A 17649-nucleotide genomic window follows, 5' to 3' on the forward strand; every position below is an offset into this window, starting at 1 on the left:
ATTAGTCTTTGTATGCCCTTGGATTTAGGTGATCACGCAACCAATCCCCAAGTAGGTTCATCGCCAAGATTAAAATAATCAGCGTGACGCTCGGTATCACACAAATCCACCATGACCCCGCAAACATGTAGGCAAACCCTGCTGAAATGAGTGAGCCAAGCGACGGCTCTGTTGCTGGCATTCCTAGCCCTAAAAAGGACAAGGCGGCTTCCGCCACAATGGCGTTTGCAATTTGCACCGTAAAAATAACCAAAATGGGCGACAAGGTATTGGGCAAAATATGACGAAACATAATGCGTTTTGAGCTGATGCCCATGACTCTTGCGGCATCGACGTATTCTTTTTGTTTTTCCGCTAACACGGAGGCGCGAATGGTTCGGGCAAAAAGTGGCCATTCCGTTAAGCCGATGACGAGTATTAGAATCACCATGGCGAGTTGTTGGTAGCGAGCTACGCCAAATAAAGATTGGAAAATGGCCAGAAAGACAATCGCGACCATCATATTTGAAAAAGATAGCTGGATGTCGGCACAGCGCATTAAAAAGTTATCAATTCGACCGCCTAAATACCCCGCCACAAGACCAATGCAAATCCCGAGTGTGGCCTGGATTAATACCGCACAAATCCCAATGGTAAGAGACAACCGAGTACCATATAAAATCACGGACAGTAGATCTCGCCCTTGGGCATCGGTTCCTAGTAAAAACTGACTGTCACCGCTTATCCAGCTTGGTGCAATTTCAGCGTTCATTAAATCCATAAAGGCTGGATCGGCAATGTCGAAAGGCGCAACAAGCGGCGCAAGCAGAGCGACAAGTACGTAAAATATGAAAATTATCAGTGCCAGCATCGCCAGCTTATCACCCACGAAGCCTGACCAAATATGATTCCATCGGCTACCCGAAATTGGGTGGATGAGGTCTTTCTTCGGATACTTCATAGTCCATGACTCGCTAAACGTACGGTTGGATTGACTAAACCGTAGATTAAATCGACGACAGTGTTAGTGATAACAAACATGCCACCAACCACGATCAAATACGCAGAAATAAGCGGTGTATCCACTCGGCTCACGGCGTCCATGAACAAAAATCCCATGCCGGGCCATTGGAAAATGGTTTCCGTTAAAATAGTGTAAGCCACTAAGGTGCCCGCTTGTATACCGCCGACGGTTATCACTGGGAGCATGGTGTTTTTTAGCGCATGAACAAAATAAATACGTGAGGCTGATAAGCCTTTTGACCACGCAAAACGTATGTATTCAGATTGCAGAACTTCCATCATTTCTGCACGTATAAGACGAACAAAAATCGGCATTAATGCAATGGCGAGCGTGAAGGTTGGGAGCAATAAATGTTTGAGTCCGTCTTTTGTAAAAATGCCACTTTCCCATAAGCCGAACAGTTCTGTGGTATGACCTCGGCCAAAGCTTGGCGCTACGTTCAATTCGATAGAAAAAATGTACACCATGAATATCGCGATGATAAAAATTGGCACGGAGAGGCCGATAGAGCTCATGATCATGAGGAGTCGCGACACAATGTGTTTGGGCTTGATGGCCGCCAACACACCGCATGGCGTTGCGACAAGGATGACCACTAATATTGCGCAAAAGGCCAGTTCTAGCGTAGCGGGGAGCTTTTTGAAAATGACATCCAAAGCCGGTTCTTTGTAGTAATAAGATGTGCCGAGATCGCCGTGAATGGCGCCTTTGGCAAAACGCCAATACTGGCTGAAGAAGCCATCGTTTAAGCCTAATTCATTCCGGAGTTGGTTGCGTTCTTCTGTTGATACAGACATGCCAACCATTTGTTGTACTGGGTCGCCTAGCTTGTCTTGTATCGCAAAGCTAATCACACTGATGATGATCATGACGAAACAAGCTTGAATTAAGCGGCGGAGCAAAAAAATCAGCATTAGTTGGCTTTATTCCCACTTGTTGTTTGAACGGCAAACGTTTGTATTAAGGGTGTTGTGTGTTTATTTGCTCTCAACGAACAAGTCCCCCAAGTGCGGGTAGTTTTGGTCATTAACGATGTCTTGTATTTTAACATTGTCCTTAGCGGCCCAAATAAGGGATTGCCAGTATAGCGGGACAATGGCGGCGTCTTTGTAGAGTGTTCGCTCTACTTGCTGCATAAGGCGAAGGCGCCTTTCGGGGTTCATTTCACGATTGGCCTGATGAATGTTGTCATCTATGCTGCGTTCGCAATATTCGCTGGCATTATAAGCACCTAATCCTGTTTTGGCATCGGGACAAGCGATAATAAATTCAAATAGATTGTTGGAGTCCATGGTGTCAGATTGCCAACCCAGCATCATCATATCTGCTGCGCGATTATCAAATTCCTTAAAGTATTGCGCTTTTGGTAACGTTTTTAGCTCGACCGTAATGTGTATTCTAGCGAGCATGGCGGTGATGGCTTGGGCCACTTTTTCATCGTTCATGTAACGATTGTTGGGCGCCATCATACTTATGCGAAAGCCTTTTACATATCCGGCTTCTTTCATTAGTGCCAATGCTTTGGGTAAATCGTATTCGGGTTGTAAGTCGTTAATATGGCCTAGAAAACGGTCAGCGCTCAATTGACCGGCGGGTGTGGCGTAGCCTTTTAGAATTTTTTCCACGATGAGTGACTGATTGATGGCTAGATTGATGGCCTTTCGGACTCTGACGTCGCGAAATTCTTTTCGGCGTTTTTGATTCATGTGCAGCAATAAGATGCGAGTGCTTGGCAATGTCACCAATTGAATGCCAGAGACTTTTTTCGTCCGTTCGATATCAATGGGTGACACGGGAAAAATAAAATCCACATCGCCAGAAAGCAGTGCAGCGAGTCGTGTGGAATCCGCACGGATTGGCGTCATTATGATGTCGTCTACGTTGCCGACCGAATGTTTATCCCAATAATTTGGGTTTCGTTTGAGTTCCATTCGGCTGCCAAGTTCTCGGCTAACGAGGGTAAATGGCCCGGTTCCTGAAACGTGACGCGAAGCGAAGGTTTCGCCATATTTGATAATTTGGTCTTTGCCTTGATAGAACGCCTTATCCATAGGGAAAACATACGTCATGATGTTCAGTAACAATGGATTGGGCGTGGTTGCGTGCACATCAATAGTGTAATCGTCGATTGCGGAAACCGACGCAATGGTGTCGAACATGGCGCGAAAGTCGGGGGATTTTTTCAGACGATTAATGGTGTAAACCACGTCTTTTGCTGAAAACGGGTTGCCAGAATGAAACGTAATATTCTTTCTTAAATAAAAGCGTATGGTTCGAGAATCTATGCGCTGCCAGTGTGTGGCGAGACGAGGCTCGAATTGACCGTTCTGTTTCCAGCGTAATAAAGGGTCAAACACAAGATGTGAAAACTGCAGCGTCCCTTCTGAAAGTTGTTCATGCGGGTCCAATGAGATCGGATCGGCATCAAAAGCCACTCTAAGTGTTGTCGCCGTTGCCTTATTCCATAAGATTAGAGCCAAACAGCAGGCTATAATAACCTTTATTTTCATTATTTTAGGTCTCTTTTTGGGATGGCTTGTGATGAGATCGTCTTTCTCGGATTTTTCGTCTGCGGTCGAAAAAACAAGGTTTGTGGGCAGCGTGAACAAATCCTGACCATATAGACGGTGTGTCATTCTACAAATAAATGAGCAAAAAGACAGTAAGACGATGTCATGTTGACATAATTAGACAAAAACTGTGCTTTATTTTTATAAACTTAAATTGAAGTGATACTGAGAAAGATGAATTATTTTTCACACCTACACATTGCGTCTATTACGAACACGTCTTGGGTTGGTAATTTGCTGGGAGACTTCCCCGTCGATGTGAGCACGTTGGCCCCTGATTTATTGGTGGGTTGGCGCTTGCATCAGCAGGTGGATGTCATGGTGGATAAGCACGATGCGAGTGTGCATTTTCGTTCTATGCCACGAAAAGGTCGCCGCCGATTTGCTGGCATTGTACAAGACATCGTTATGGACTACTGGTTAATACAATATTGGGCAAAATTTGGCTCAGTGCCGTTGGGTGTTTTCTGTGATCAAGCCGTGTTGGAATTAGTCAAAGACAAAGACCGCAGTCCAGAGCGTTTAAAAAATATGATCGCTTCGTTAGAGCGAGAAAATTGGTTGCCTAATTTGGGCACTATTGAGGGCGTTGAAAAAGCGATTTTATCGATTATGCGCCGTTGGCGATATGGCGAGCATTTACAATATTTTTTAGACGATTTGCCGCAAATAATAGAACAAGCGGAAGCGCCTTTTTTGGCCCTATATCCAGACCTACTCGATTACGTTGAGTGTGAAATGAAAAAAGCCGAGGCCACACACAGCCTCGGCTAATGGGTCTGTTGGCGATAATAAATATAGCCGACCCTATCGAGAGAACAACCATGTAAGCGAGAGGCTCGGTGCAGATTCCTTGCTCACGCTTAGATGGAATGATTGAGTATAGGTATTTTACGGCGCATCGCCTTGATTTACGTCAGATTACAAGCGATTGCTGCATTTGAAGTACATTTAATAGAGGCAGAGTATTTTCTCTATCTTGTTGGAACTTGTGGTAGAATCCGCCACCGAAAAAGACTAGGTCATAATGGGAGAGTTAAGGTGAGCGTTCAGTGGTATCCAGGGCACATGAACAAAGCGCGTCGAGAAATCGAAGAAGTCATGACGCAGGTAGATATCGTTATTGAGGTATTGGATGCCCGTATTCCTGATTCCAGCCAAAATCCTATGCTCAATACATTGCGTGGAGACGTTCCTGTTCTTCGCCTTCTCAATAAAAAAGACCTAGCAGACAAAGCTCGACTAGACTTATGGTTAGCGCACTGGCAGGGCAGCGAGACGATTCTAGCGCATCCTTTTTCTACGCTAGACAAAGCAGACGTCGCGAAGATTAGCCAATGGGTGAGCCAAATGGTTCCCCATAGAGGCAGTGCTGAAAAACCAATTCGCGCGATGATTGCGGGCATTCCCAATGTTGGCAAGTCCAGTTTGATGAACGCATTATTGGGTCGTCGTGTCGCAAAAGTGGGCGATGAGCCTGCGGTAACGAAGTCGCAGCAAAAGCTGAAAGTAACCAATGGTTTTCAATTACTCGATACACCGGGAATATTGTGGCCAAAGATCGAAAACCCAGACGCGAGTTATCGTTTAGCGGTCACAGGCGCGGTGCGTGATACAGCGATTGATTATGAAGATGTGGCGCTGGTTGGATTAAAGTTCTTTATCAAGGATTACCAAGACGCGTTGGTCACTCGTTATAAGCTGAAAGAACTTGCTCCAGATCCATTCGATGTTTTGAAAGTGATCGGCTCCAAGCGAGGCGCATTGCGTGCTGGCGGCAAAGTTGATATGCATAAAGCAGCAGAAGTTTTTTTGAATGATGTAAGGACTGGTGCGATTGGCCCTTATGTTATGGAAACACCAGAAATGATTGCGATTGAAGAGCGTTTGGTAGAAGAGGCAAAAGCGAAAAAAGAAGCGGTCAGACAAGCAAGACTAGCGGCTGCGATTCCTCAGCGCCAACAAGCGAGTAACCGCGCTTACCGTAACAATCAAGCGCAACAAGCAGAACATGCTTCAGCAACAAATCAAGAAGAGAAAACAGATGACAAACAGTGAGGTTCACGGTCATGGATTATGAAATTGCCTTTGATCAGGACGAAAATGTTTATCGCATTTATACCGGCTACGAGTTCGCTGCTATTGGTGAGTGGGTTTCCGAATATGTGCGCGAATTAGAAAGTATCCAGCGAGTATTAATGGCGGCTCGATTGGCTGAAACTGAAAAAGAAACGACCGAATTCAAACACGGTCCGTTTGATGTTATTTTGAGTGAAGAGGGTGTGTCTGTGTCGCGACAAGTGGACTTAGATTCGGCGGAAGAAGAAATAAAAGCGATGTTTGATACTCAAGAAAGCTTTTATCAAACGTCTACGGATGGCATTCAAGCAGAATGCGGCTTGGAAGACTTGATAAATATGATTGAAAACTGGCATGAAGTGCTGCAGTAGTTGTTCCTTTTGCTGGCTGGGTTTACACTAGCAAGTGTTTATTTTATTACGTTTTTAGGGAGCCAATATGCTCATCGAATTGGAAAAAGCACGCACTCGAAACAATGTAGTTCGCATTTTTCGTGAAGAACTGGACGGGCCAGATAGCTGGACGGACGGTTTTGTTGTGGATGCCAACGAAGAAATGGTTTTGCTCCAGTTAGTGGATGACAGTGTTCGTTTAAATGGCTACCAAGTTTTATTTTTAGAAGACATTAGCGATTTTGCGCATCCAGCTCCCTTTAATGATTTCCAGAAGAAAGTATTGTCGCTTCGTGGTGAAGAGGTCGTAGATCCAGAAGTCGAATTAGATGACTTGGCTGTCTTGCTGATTGATATTAGCGAAGAGTTTGGTTTGGTAACGCTTCATCGTGAAGAAGTGGAACCCGACAGCTGCGAAATTGGTCGTGTGATTAAAGCCGATGCTGTGACTTATGAGTTGGAAGAAATTGGCTCTGATGCTCGTTGGTTTGATGATACATTTGAATACGATTTATATGACATTACTCGTATTGAATTTGGCGGCGCGTATGAAGATGCGTTAATGCTAGCAAATGATGACATGGGTGATGACTCTTATGAGTTGTCGGATGATTACCCAGACGATGGCATTGTCGATGATGAGTAAACGCTGATCACTGAATTTGCTGAATAAAAACGCCTTAAATGGCGTTTTTTTTATTTATGACACGCTATGAAAGTTGGCAGACGTTGGTCTTGTGCCGCATTATTACAAGTGCGCTGTAAATCAGATGAAATGAAAAATAGGAACCTTTTTATGTCTCGGTGGTTGATCTTACTTTGTTCGCTTGTGCTTATTTCTGGTTGTGCGGCTTATGCAACACATCAATTTGATGTGGTATTTGGCGAACAAGATCCTGCGCATCGTGTCGGCGATGTCAGTGAAGAAGACGCTGCTTTTTATAAAGAGCAAGTTAAACCTATTTTGGACAGTCGATGTGTGTCATGTCACGCTTGTTATGATGCGCCTTGTCAGTTGAAATTTACGGCTTCTGGCGGCATCGAACGAGGCGGTTCCAAAGAGCTTGTGTATGATGGTACTCGTTTATTGGCATCTTCTCCGACGCGTTTATTTATTGATGGTAAAACCACGGAAGATTGGCGAAAAAAAGGTTTTCACCCCGTATTGAATGAGCGAGAGCAGTCGCCATCCGCCAATTTGCAGGGTAGCTTGTTGTATCGAGCAATTGCATTACGGAAAAGGCAGGGCAGCTTTACTCAACCTGTATTGTCGGACGATTACGACTTTTCATTGGCTCGGGATCAGCAATGTGTGAGCATCGAAGAATACCCTCAATTTGAGCAAGACTATCCGAACTGGGGAATGCCTTATGGTCTTCCTGCTTTAAATGCCAACGAATACGATGTATTAACGCGTTGGCTCGCGAAAGGCGGAAAAATGCCTAAAGCAGAAGCGCTGCCGGAGGCGCTGCAGCAGCAAGTCACTTTGTGGGAGTCACGATTAAACAGTGACAATCTTAAGGGACAGCTCATCTCTCGATACATTTATGAGCATTTGTATCTGTACAGTTTGTATCTTGATGGTGGTGAAGCGTATCGTTTCCAGTTGGTGCGTTCTAGGACTCCATCAGGTGAGGCAATTGATCGAATTGCAACGCGTCGACCTTATGATGACCCCGGTGTTGATCATGTTTATTACCGACTTTGGCTAGACCCAGAAGTAAAAGTACAAAAAAATCACATTCCTATGCAGTTGGATGAAGCGCGCTATAAGCGTTGGATGTCTTACTTTTATGATGAAGATTATAGCGTCACAAAAGACCCTGGTTATGATGTGAAAGTCGCGACTAACCCATTCAAGGCTTTCCGTGAAATCCCTGCACACGCTCGTTATCGGTTCTTGCTGGACCATTCTCAAAAAACCATCATGGCCTTTATTAAGGGGCCAGTTTGTCGTGGCCAAGTCGCAGTGAATGTGATCAATGAGCAATTTTGGGTGTATTTTATTGATCCAGAAGTGGTTTACAACAAAGGCTCTGCCGATTATTTAGAAGATCAGGTGCAGGATTTGGATTTGCCTGCAGTTGGGTCCAGTAATACCTTGAACCCGGCGTCTTGGATTGGTTTTTCTGAGCAGCAAAAATCTTACCTATCAGCGAAAGCGGCGTTGTTTCAAAGTGAAGCGGGCAAAACGGTGCCCATTGATTTGGATTTGATTTGGGATGGCGATGGCAGTAACAAAAATGCAGCGCTGACTATCTTTCGTCATTTTGATAATGCCTCTGTGGTAAAAGGCATGGTAGGTCAGCAACCTAAAACCGCTTGGGTAATTGATTACCCCTTGTTAGAGCGAATCCATTACTTGCTGGTGGCGGGTTTTGATGTGTATGGCAATGTTGGGCATCAGCTCGTGACGCGTTTGTATATGGATTTCTTGCGCATGGAAGGTGAAATGAATTTCTTGCTGTTATTGCCAAAAGAAGACCGGGAATCGATTCGCAAGTATTGGTACAGAGACGCTAACGAGACGATCAAAAACTACATTTTCAGTGATTACATTAAAATTGATCGACAAACGCAAATTGCCTATGAGACCAATGATCATCAGTCCGAATTGTATGAAAAGCTACGGAAGAAATTGGCGAGGGTGTTGGATCACAATTATGACCTTGAGCAAAGTAAACTGACAGATGACCAGCGAAAAGCGTTATATCGCCTTCAAGCGAAACGGGGCGGTGGTTTGGTATTTTTGCCCAATGTTGTGACTGTGTTGGTGACAAAGCAAGGTGTTCCTATGGAAGTGATTAGCCTTATTCATAACAAAGCCCATGCTAATATTTCGAGTTTATTGGATGAAGAAGCGGCGAGATTACCCGCAGAAGATGGCATTACTTTGGCGAAAGGTGTTTTAGGGGATTACCCGAATGCGCTAATGCAAGTAGAGGAAGGTGAGCTGATTGATTGGGCGAATCAAGTCGCAATGCTGAAAACACAAAAAGATTACTCGGCGCTTTTAGACAGTTTTGGGATTCGTAGAACGCATCCAAATTTTTGGTTTGTGAGTGATGCAATTGCCAACTTAAATCGTCAAGACCGTCCAAGAGAAAGTGGAATACTGGATTATAATCGACTCGAAAACAGATAATAAAAGACAGGAGAGCGGATTGTTGTTTGTTCTTCTGCATTTTCTGCAATATTGAACCCTTGTTTCCGTAATATATGGGCCCAAAATACTGGGTATTCTCCATTGTTGGAAAACTCTGTTACTGGGAAAACATTATGGTTCCTTTTTCTATTCTTGATCTTGCACCTGTTGCGGATGGCTATTCTGTTGCAGACTCTTTGGCGATGAGCCGAAAAATGGCGATGGCCGCCGAAGAAAACAACTATTTGCGTTTTTGGTTGGCGGAACACCACGGTATGGCTGGTGTTGCCAGTTCTGCCACGTCGGTGGTGTTGTCGTACCTCGGTTCAGCAACGTCTAACATTCGTCTCGGCTCTGGTGGTGTTATGCTGCCAAATCACTCGCCCTTGGTGATTGCTGAGCAATTCGGTACCTTGGCGGAGTTGTATCCGAATCGTATTGATTTGGGGTTGGGTCGCGCACCAGGCACGGACATGTTAACGGCACGCGCGTTACGCCGAAACATGGATGCGTCTGTCGACAGTTATCCTGATGACGTTTTGGAGCTGCAACGGTTGCTTGGAAGTGGCGAGCAAGGCGTGATGGCAGTGCCTGGAAGAAATACCCATGTTCCTATATGGATGCTGGGTTCCAGCTTATACAGTGCTCAAGTCGCCGCTGAATTTGGTTTGCCGTATTCTTTTGCCTCTCATTTTGCGCCGGATCAATTGATTCAAGCGCTGACGGTTTACCGTAGAAACTTCAAGCCATCAGAACAGAATGAGAAACCGCATACCATGGCGGGTGTGATGGCGGTTGTTGCAGACACCGATGAAGAAGCAAAGTATTTATTCACCTCAGCACAGCAGCAATTTGTAAATTTACGCCGTAATCGTAATGTGCCATTTGCCAAACCAGTGGTGTCTATGGATGATATTTGGTCGCCGAGCGAAAAGCATATGGTTGAGCATATGTTGCAATACGCGATTGTGGGTTCCAAAGAGTCTGTGGCGTTTCAATTAACTCGTTTTTTAGACGTAACAAAGGTAGATGAATTGATTGTTTCCATGCCGATTCATGACCCCGAGGCCAGGCTAAAGTCATTGCGTTTGATGGCGGAAGTCCGTGATACGCTTGAGTGATAGATTACCGAGTAATTGACTAGGTTGTGATTAGAGTAAAACGATAGATCAAAGGCCGCTGGATAATATTTTTCAGTGGCCTTTTTGTTTATTTTGAGTAAGGGGAGGGAGTGCCTTCTATCGCTTGTGTTTTAAAGCGACGATGAGACCAAAAATACTGTGCTTTCTTTGGTTCGATTTGTTGTTCAATTAATTGATTTATTTTGGTGGCGTCTTGTACTTCATCACCCGTTGGATAATCTTCCAGCTCAGTAAGGGATAGAAAATAGCCTTTTTCTGTGCGCCCGTAGTCATAAAGCAAAATGGCTGCTTGGGTGGATTTAGCGAGTCGGCTGATGTGTGAAATAGTGGCGCATTCATGTCCGTAGAATGGCGCAAAAACCGAATTTTTTCGGCCATAATCTTGATCGACGGCGTACCAGACGGCTTTGTTTTGTTTTAATGATTTTATGACTTCTCGTACATTGCGGCGCTCAATGGTTTTTGAAAAAATCTTTCGGCGCTGTCGTTCCATGACCCAGTTCATGACAGGGTTACGTTGTAACTTGTAAATTGGGTGCACATCAATATAGCGCGCCATGTGAGTTCCACAAAGATCAATAGAAGAAAAGTGGGCCCCGATAATGATGCAGCCTTTTCCTTTCGAAAGGGCTTTTTCGACGACATCTTCATTGTGGAAGCTGACTTTTGAAATGGTTTTGCTTCTGTCTTGAAACCAAGTGGCAAACATTTCAAACACACCTATTCCCATGCTTTCAAAGTGCGCTTTGGTTAAGGATTGTCTTTCTTTGATGGTCATTTCTGGGTAGCACATGTGTAAATTGACGTCACAGATGTGACGGCGATTTGGGCTGAGAGCACGGTGTAGATTCCCCAGCGCTTTTCCAAGAAACTTTTGTATGAACCACGGCAAAAAACTTAAGGCGTAAGCAATGCCCATTCCTAACCATGTTAGCCAATGTTTTGGCCCAAGAAAATGCAGAATATTTTTGTCTAATGTACTTTGCTTAGCCATGGTATCCCTCTAAAAAAGCCTGCCATTGCTTTTCTGATACGTGAAAATTGGAGTGTTTACTGGATTCTTTGTCGAGTGAGCGCTTAAGGCGATCAAGATTGGACTGCATCCAATCATTGTGCGGGTCTCTTTGCTCGCATTTATCGAAATCGATAACCCATATTTTCTGTTGATTATCGATCATTATGTTGTGGCAATTCAGGTCTGAATGATAGATGCCGTTGTCATGAAAGCGTTTGATGACCTTGCCTATTTCACACCAATTTACGGTATCCGCTTGATGGCTTTTGATTATATCAAAAAGGTCTTGTGCGCCTTTAATGGTTTCAGTCAGCAGTACTGCTTGATAAAAACCGAATCGAACGGTGAAAATGCCTCCGATTGGTCTGGGTACGGGAAGAGACAACTGGGTCATTTTTTCTAAAAGACTGAGCTCAAGCCACGGTCGAGTTTGTTCTAGCCCTGTAAAAAGAAAGTGGCTTTTGTTGAATTTAGCGACCAGGCCGCCACGTCGATAGCGACGGATGACAAAGTCTCCAAATTGACTGTTAACAAACCAAACTTCACCTCGTCCGTTGCCGATTCCTGTTAAGGCATTTTGTGATTGCCAGAATGCAGAATCAAGCCATAACGGCGAGATAGGCAATGCTAGGTCACTTTTTAACAAGGTGGTTGTCGGTGATATTTTGACGGTTTGTGGCATGTTACTCGCTTCATTATGGTGTTCTTTGTGGTGCCTATAAATATGGACACATTCAAGAGCGACTATTCTATAATACTTGCTGAGTTTAAACAGCCCTAGAGGAACACATGCAACAAGAGAATATTCAGCATTTGGCCGTGATCCGTTTATCGGCATTAGGTGATGTGTGCCACGCGATGGCAGTGGTTCAATCTATTATGAAACGTCATCCTACTATGCAGGTCACTTGGGTAACGTCTCCTTTAGAGGCGAATCTGGTTCGATTGCTCGAAGGTGTCAGAGTGGTTGAATACGATAAAAAAACGGGATTTTCTGGTTTGTTCGCGCTGCGATCTTTACTTAACCATCAGTCATTCGATGTATTACTGCATTTGCAGTGGTCTTTTCGGGCTAGCCTTGTATCACGCATGCTGAAAGCAAAACGACGAATTGGCTTTGCGTTGTCGCATTCTCGGGAGAAGCAAAGCTGGTTTGTCAATGAGCTAGCACCTGAGCCGAAAGGCGAGCATGTGTTGGATTCTTTCTTATCGATTGCCAGTGTGCTGGGCGTAACCGAGCCGTCGCTGCCATGCGAACTGTCTTTGCCCGAAGTGCGTTTTGATTTGCCAGAACGGTATGTGGTGATTAACCCTTCTGCTTCTAAAGCTGACCGTAACTGGACAGTTGAAGGCTATCAGGCTGTGATCGATTGCTTGCTTAAAAAAGGCATAACGCCGGTCGTAACGGGTGGTCCTTCGAAGGACGAAGCGGCGTTTGCGGAAGACGTTATTGCCCATCGCAAAGAGAGTGTTATTAATTTGGTGGGTAAAACACCGCTTAATATGATGTTGTCGGTGTTAAAAGGTGCGTCACTTGTGGTGAGTCCAGATACCGGGCCTGCTCACATGTCGACCTTGGTAGGAACGCCAGTTTTGGGTTTGTACGCGCATTCAAATCCGGAGCGTACTGGGCCTTATCAAGATTTGGACAAGGTGATCAGTGTTTATGATGTGTTGGTTGAAAAAGAGTATCAGAAGCCAGCTTCTGAATTACCTTGGTCGACTCGTGTGCATGACCATGAGGCCATGCAGCACATTCGTGTAGAGCAAGTGTTGGCTAAATTAGAGGCGCTTATTTAGTCAGTGATTGTTCCGCTAGTTTAAGATCTAGTGTCGCCTTTAACAGTTTGTACAACTGGATAGAGGCGTCGATCTCTTCTTTTCTGTTGGTTAGGCTCTCAATGTTTAAGCCAAGAGGTACGCCAAGTGGTAATGCCGTTTCTATGATCTGTTCCAAGGCGTTGCGACAAATTTTAATGGATTCTTCCAGTGGTGCTTCTGCGTCTAGGATGCGGTGTTTTGTTGCGTCAGGAACGGAGATGCCCAGCCACTCCATAAATTCTAGGGTTTTCGCGCTGCCGCAAGGCGTGAATGTCAAAATGATGCGTTTTGGCGTTTCGCCTCTTTTCTTACATTCTCGCGCGTAACGGCTGATTAAATCGGCGGTTGCTTGGTGGTTATAGACCGCTTGGGAGATGAAAAAATCACACCCTGAATCGGATTTTTTTAACAGGCGTAAATGCTCATCGCCTTTTTTAGCGTGACGTTCTGCAATCGTGACGCCACCTAAGTTGAAGTTGTGAGGCGATTGTTTGAGCGCGTCATACGCTTGGGGTAACGGCAGTTTGATGTCGCCATTTGAAGAGGGCGACCCAACCAAAACCAAATCGCGAATGCCATACTCTTCCCATGCTTCCGTTAACCAGCCAGAGAACGCTTCAGAACTGCGTGATGAAACGGATTTGTAGGTAATGACTGGCTTTTCAGACTGCTGATGAAGGCGTTTCGACCATGCTCTTGGGTCATGTGTTTCCATAAAAGGGAATGGGCGTGGTTTGTCTATGCGGCTGGTTTCGTCTTGAATGTCATAGACAATCAAACCGTCTACATCGATACCGTTTAGGCGCTCTAGCAATTTTTGGCTGATTTCCACCAGTTGCTCTTCTACAAGTGATGATTTTGGTGGTGTCGTACCGATGAAATAAATGCCTCGGCTCGGATCTTGAAACTTTGTTGCTAATTGCGATTTCATAATGTCACACTCTAAGTAGACGAGGCAGATAATGTTGTTCTGCACCTCGGTAAATTTGTTTGATGGGGTTATTCTAACAGTGAAATGAATTCAAGGCTTCGCTTAGAAGTTGAATAATATTGTAGATGAAGTGAAGGCGGCTAATCTGCCTCAGATAAAAAGAGCGTGTTTATGTCAAATATTGAGTTAAAAGGTTTGCCTATCAGTAAGTCGTCAGCGCTGCCGCCAGTGCATACTTGGACACCTCCTTTTTGTGGTGATATGAATCTTGTGATTAAGGCCAACGGTGAATGGTTTCATGAAGGCGGTAAGATCAAGCGATCGTCCATGGTCTCTCTATTTAGTCGTATTCTTTGGCATGAGGCGGGTGAATACTTTTTGGTTACACCGGTTGAAAAGGTTCGGATTCAAGTCGAGGATGCGCCTTTTTTGGTAACTGCCTGGCAGTGGATAGACACAGAAAAAGGACGATCTATTGAGTTCAAAACGCAAACAGAGGATGTATTGATACTCGGAATAGATTGCGATATCTGGATGGCGTCGTTTTCGGGTGAAGAACGTCCTTATGTTTCCATGCGCTACGGCATGAAGGCATTGGTTGGTCGAAATGTATTTTATGGTGTGGCTGAGTACTTGGAGCGAGTGGATACGTCTGAAGGTGACGGAATGGGGTTAATAAGTGCGGGTAAAAGCTATCTTTTATTGCAAGATGCATAACGGGTTTTGGCCTGTCTAGGTTATAATGAGCGAATTAGACGTGACGATCTGTGTGCGTACGGTTTTTAGTTTTTGAAGGGGTGTTTGTTTGTTATTCGAAGAATTTGGTTTTGATAATCGCATTTTAAAGTCCATTGGCCATTTGGGGTTTGATGAAGCTACAGAGATTCAAACTCGTGCAATTCCAGAAGCCATGGCTGGCAGAGACTTACTGGCGTCGTCAAAAACGGGTTCAGGAAAAACACTCGCTTATCTTTTGCCTGCGCTGCATCGCGTATACAAGAAAAAAGCCTTGTCCAAGCGAGACCCGCGTGTGGTTATTTTGGTGCCAACGCGTGAGCTAGCAAAGCAAGTTTTTGGTCAGTTACGCCTTTTGTTAGCGTCCAGTCGTTTTACATCGATCCTTATTCAGGGCGGCGAGAACTTTAATGATCAGCATAAAATGCTTCAGAAAGACCCGCATTTTATTGTTGCGACACCAGGTCGGTTGGTTGATCATTTAAAGCAACGTCATGTTTTTCTTGAAGGTTTAGAGTTGCTTATTCTGGACGAAGCCGATCGTATGTTGGATTTGGGCTTTGCGGATGCAATGAGAGCGATTAATGCGGCCGCCAATCATCGACAACGCCAAACCTTGTTCTTCTCTGCAACGTTAGACAATACCGAAGTCAGTGGCATTGCCAGCGAACTATTGCGTGAACCTTCACGAGTGGCCGTCGGACAGGGCTTTGATGAACACACGGATATTACGCAGCATGTATTGCTTTGTGATCATTTGGATCATAAAGAGGCCTTGCTGAAACACATCTTAACGGGTCAAACCATTAAGCAAGCCATTGTTTTTACGGCCACCAAAAGCGACACGGTACGCTTGTCTGAAATCGTGGCTGGCTGGGGGTTAAGTACTCAGGCGTTGAACGGGAACTTGTCTCAAAGTGCTCGTAATAAAACCATGGAAAGTTTTGCGAAAGGTCAGTTTGATGTGCTCGTGAGTACAGATGTCGCTTCTCGTGGCTTGGATATTGCCAGTGTGTCTCATGTATTTAACTTCGACTTGCCAAAACAGGCGGAAGAGTTTGTTCACAGAACCGGTCGAACTGGCCGTGCTGGCTTTAAGGGTGATGCCTATTCATTAGTCGGCCCTAAAGATTGGGTGAACTTTAAAGCGATTGAAGCTTTCTTGCAAAAAACCTTTCCGACGGAAGTTGTTGAAGGATTAGAGCCAACATTTAAAGGATTGGCGCCGCCAAAACCGGCTCGAAAAACGAATAAAAAAATAGACACTAAAGCGCAAAAGAACGTGCCTAAAAAGACCTCTAAAAAGGTTCAAGGTAAAGCTCGCTTCCATGATAATCAGCAAAAAGACGGATTTGAAGCGTTCAAGTTACCGCCAAAGCGTTTTGAAGTGCAGGTCAATACGGACGAAGAAGATTAGTCGTTTAATAACTTGTTCACCGAATGTGTTTTATTAATTGACAGATGAGCCGTATTCACGCTATTGGTTAATCTTTCTTATCTATTGGAGATGAGCTTATTAATCGTTTACCCCCATTAAATTCATTAAGGTGTTTTGAATCTGCGGCTCGTCATGGCAGTTTCAATAAAGCAGCCAAGGAATTGTCTGTAACACCTTCCGCTATTAGTCATCAAATTAAAGGCTTAGAAAGTTTTCTAGGTCTTGAATTGTTTCGTCGTACTAAGCGCAAAGTAATATTAACGGAAGCTGGGGAGTCTTATTTAAAACCAATCAAGAGCATTTTTGAGCAACTAGAAGACGCAACGTCAGAATTAAAAAGTAAGCAAAAATCAGGCTCGTTGCGATTGGCGGTGGCACCTGCTTTTCTGACTCGTTGGTTAATGCCAAGAATGCAGAGTTTTCAGGATCGTTATCCTGATATTCAAATTGAGATTAGCTCTTCTACCGGTTTGATCGATTTTTCTGCCAATGATATTGATATGGCAGTGTATTTTGGTAATGGTGATTGGGAAGATGTGGAGGCGTATTACTTGCGTCCTGCACGATTGGCGCCAGTGTGTAATCCAAAATTGATCAAGGCAGATCAGCCTATCAACACGCCTGAAGACATGCGCTTCTACCCACTTTTACATGTCACAAAACGCAAAGATGAATGGCACGATTGGTTGCAGCAGCACGATCTGGACCCAAAGCTCTTTCGTCGAGGTTTGATGTTCTCAAGCGGATCTTTAACCGCAGGGGCGGCAGCTCAAGGGTTGGGTATTTCATTGACCGACCCAGAGTTAATTATGCCCGAAATTGAAGCGGGCAGCTTAAAGGTGCTGTTTAACCAACACTTGATTACCAATCGATCTTTTTACTTGGTTTATGAGAAACGTCGCTCAGTCACTTCTGCGATGTCGGCATTTAAAGAGTGGATAATTGAAGAGATGGTGGGTAATAAAAATACCTAAGGTGTTTTTATTGATCGCTGACAGAAAAATTTAAAATATGAATGAGAGTTTGAATATGAGCGCAGTATTAACCGTAAATAGTTATTTTAATGATCAAGTGAAATCCATTGCGTTGGACAATAAAGAAGGCACATCCACCGTTGGTGTGATGGCCATTGGAGAGTATGAATTTGGCACGAGCCAAAGAGAATACATGACCGTCGTATCTGGCGCTTTGACGGTTAAGTTACCTGCTTCAGATAGTTGGGATACTTATCTGAAAGGCGATACGTTTATTGTTGAAGCGAATCAGTCTTTTAACGTTAAAGTGGAAGAAACGACCGCTTATCTTTGTCGTTACGAATAAACAAGTTTCTCAAATGTAAAAAAAGGGCTGATATAATCAGCCCTTTTTTTATGCGGTG

17 protein-coding genes are annotated in these 17649 nt (G+C 44.5%); 11 read left to right on the forward strand and 6 right to left on the reverse strand.

The annotated features are described in order from the left end of the window. Nucleotide 1 precedes the first annotated feature (1 nt). From D104_RS22035 to D104_RS22045, 3 genes are all read right to left on the reverse strand, one after another. Nucleotides 2–940: an ABC transporter permease gene (locus tag D104_RS22035; RefSeq protein WP_024022818.1), complete on the reverse strand. Its 939-nt coding sequence runs from the start codon at nucleotides 938–940 to the stop codon at nucleotides 2–4. Then, a complete protein-coding gene (locus D104_RS22040; RefSeq protein ID WP_024022819.1) occupies nucleotides 937–1917 on the reverse strand; it encodes an ABC transporter permease in 981 nt (326 codons plus the stop codon). Before D104_RS22040 ends, D104_RS22035 begins: the two co-directional genes overlap by 4 nt. Nucleotides 1918–1980: 63 nt before the next feature. Next, complete coding sequence (locus tag D104_RS22045; protein WP_024022820.1) at nucleotides 1981–3513, reverse strand: ABC transporter substrate-binding protein; 1533 nt, start codon at nucleotides 3511–3513, stop codon at nucleotides 1981–1983. Between the two features lie 234 nt (nucleotides 3514–3747). Here D104_RS22045 and D104_RS22050 point away from each other — a divergent pair, with 234 nt between their 5' ends. The 6 genes from D104_RS22050 to D104_RS22075 all read left to right on the forward strand — a co-directional run bounded on the left by D104_RS22050 (nucleotide 3748) and on the right by D104_RS22075 (nucleotide 10310). Then, entirely contained in the window at nucleotides 3748–4347 is a 600-nt protein-coding gene (locus D104_RS22050) for an acyl carrier protein phosphodiesterase (protein ID WP_024022821.1), read from the forward strand. 267 nt (nucleotides 4348–4614) lie between these two features. Further along, nucleotides 4615–5631, forward strand: a complete 1017-nt coding sequence (gene ylqF / locus D104_RS22055; protein WP_024022822.1) for a ribosome biogenesis GTPase YlqF — start codon at nucleotides 4615–4617, stop codon at nucleotides 5629–5631. Between the two features lie 11 nt (nucleotides 5632–5642). Further along, nucleotides 5643–6023 (forward strand): YacL family protein, encoded by a 381-nt coding sequence (locus D104_RS22060; protein WP_024022823.1) that lies wholly within the window; start codon nucleotides 5643–5645, stop codon nucleotides 6021–6023. Nucleotides 6024–6090: 67 nt separating this feature from the next. Continuing rightward, nucleotides 6091–6690 carry a hypothetical protein gene (locus D104_RS22065; protein ID WP_024022824.1) on the forward strand — a complete coding sequence of 200 codons (600 nt, stop codon included), beginning with the start codon at nucleotides 6091–6093 and terminating at the stop codon, nucleotides 6688–6690. A gap of 150 nt (nucleotides 6691–6840) precedes the next feature. After that, nucleotides 6841–9189 carry a fatty acid cis/trans isomerase gene (locus D104_RS22070; protein WP_024022825.1) on the forward strand — a complete coding sequence of 783 codons (2349 nt, stop codon included), beginning with the start codon at nucleotides 6841–6843 and terminating at the stop codon, nucleotides 9187–9189. A gap of 134 nt (nucleotides 9190–9323) precedes the next feature. Then, entirely contained in the window at nucleotides 9324–10310 is a 987-nt protein-coding gene (locus tag D104_RS22075; RefSeq protein WP_024022826.1) for an LLM class flavin-dependent oxidoreductase, read from the forward strand. Between the two features lie 88 nt (nucleotides 10311–10398). Here D104_RS22075 and D104_RS22080 read toward each other — a convergent pair whose 3' ends face one another. After that, nucleotides 10399–11325: a lysophospholipid acyltransferase family protein gene (locus D104_RS22080; RefSeq protein ID WP_024022827.1), complete on the reverse strand. Its 927-nt coding sequence runs from the start codon at nucleotides 11323–11325 to the stop codon at nucleotides 10399–10401. After that, the gene (locus D104_RS22085) at nucleotides 11318–12028 is read right to left on the reverse strand and encodes a 3-deoxy-D-manno-octulosonic acid kinase (protein WP_024022828.1); all 711 of its coding nucleotides are present in this window, start codon (nucleotides 12026–12028) and stop codon (nucleotides 11318–11320) included. The genes D104_RS22080 and D104_RS22085 overlap by 8 nt, the downstream gene beginning before the upstream one ends. Nucleotides 12029–12135: 107 nt before the next feature. Between D104_RS22085 and D104_RS22090 the strand changes: the two genes are divergently transcribed. After that, nucleotides 12136–13146 (forward strand): glycosyltransferase family 9 protein, encoded by a 1011-nt coding sequence (locus tag D104_RS22090; protein WP_024022829.1) that lies wholly within the window; start codon nucleotides 12136–12138, stop codon nucleotides 13144–13146. Here the strand turns inward: D104_RS22090 and D104_RS22095 are convergent. Beyond that, nucleotides 13139–14098: a methylenetetrahydrofolate reductase gene (locus D104_RS22095; RefSeq protein WP_024022830.1), complete on the reverse strand. Its 960-nt coding sequence runs from the start codon at nucleotides 14096–14098 to the stop codon at nucleotides 13139–13141. The two genes, D104_RS22090 and D104_RS22095, sit on opposite strands and share 8 nt — an antisense overlap. Before the next feature lie 171 nt (nucleotides 14099–14269). Between D104_RS22095 and D104_RS22100 the strand changes: the two genes are divergently transcribed. From D104_RS22100 to ppnP, 4 genes are all read left to right on the forward strand, one after another. Further along, nucleotides 14270–14815 (forward strand): DUF1285 domain-containing protein, encoded by a 546-nt coding sequence (locus tag D104_RS22100; protein ID WP_024022831.1) that lies wholly within the window; start codon nucleotides 14270–14272, stop codon nucleotides 14813–14815. Nucleotides 14816–14903: 88 nt separating this feature from the next. Continuing rightward, nucleotides 14904–16250 carry a DEAD/DEAH box helicase gene (locus tag D104_RS22105; RefSeq protein ID WP_024022832.1) on the forward strand — a complete coding sequence of 449 codons (1347 nt, stop codon included), beginning with the start codon at nucleotides 14904–14906 and terminating at the stop codon, nucleotides 16248–16250. A 98-nt stretch (nucleotides 16251–16348) separates the two neighbouring features. After that, nucleotides 16349–17245, forward strand: coding sequence for a transcriptional regulator GcvA (gene gcvA / locus D104_RS22110; RefSeq protein ID WP_036200499.1), 897 nt, complete (start codon nucleotides 16349–16351; stop codon nucleotides 17243–17245). 55 nt (nucleotides 17246–17300) lie between these two features. Next, the gene (gene ppnP / locus D104_RS22115; protein WP_024022834.1) at nucleotides 17301–17591 is read left to right on the forward strand and encodes a pyrimidine/purine nucleoside phosphorylase; all 291 of its coding nucleotides are present in this window, start codon (nucleotides 17301–17303) and stop codon (nucleotides 17589–17591) included. Nucleotides 17592–17649: the final 58 nt, after the last annotated feature.

The sequence above is a fragment of the Marinomonas profundimaris genome (genome assembly GCF_000508165.1).
In the GTDB taxonomy this organism is placed as follows: domain Bacteria; phylum Pseudomonadota; class Gammaproteobacteria; order Pseudomonadales; family Marinomonadaceae; genus Marinomonas; species Marinomonas profundimaris.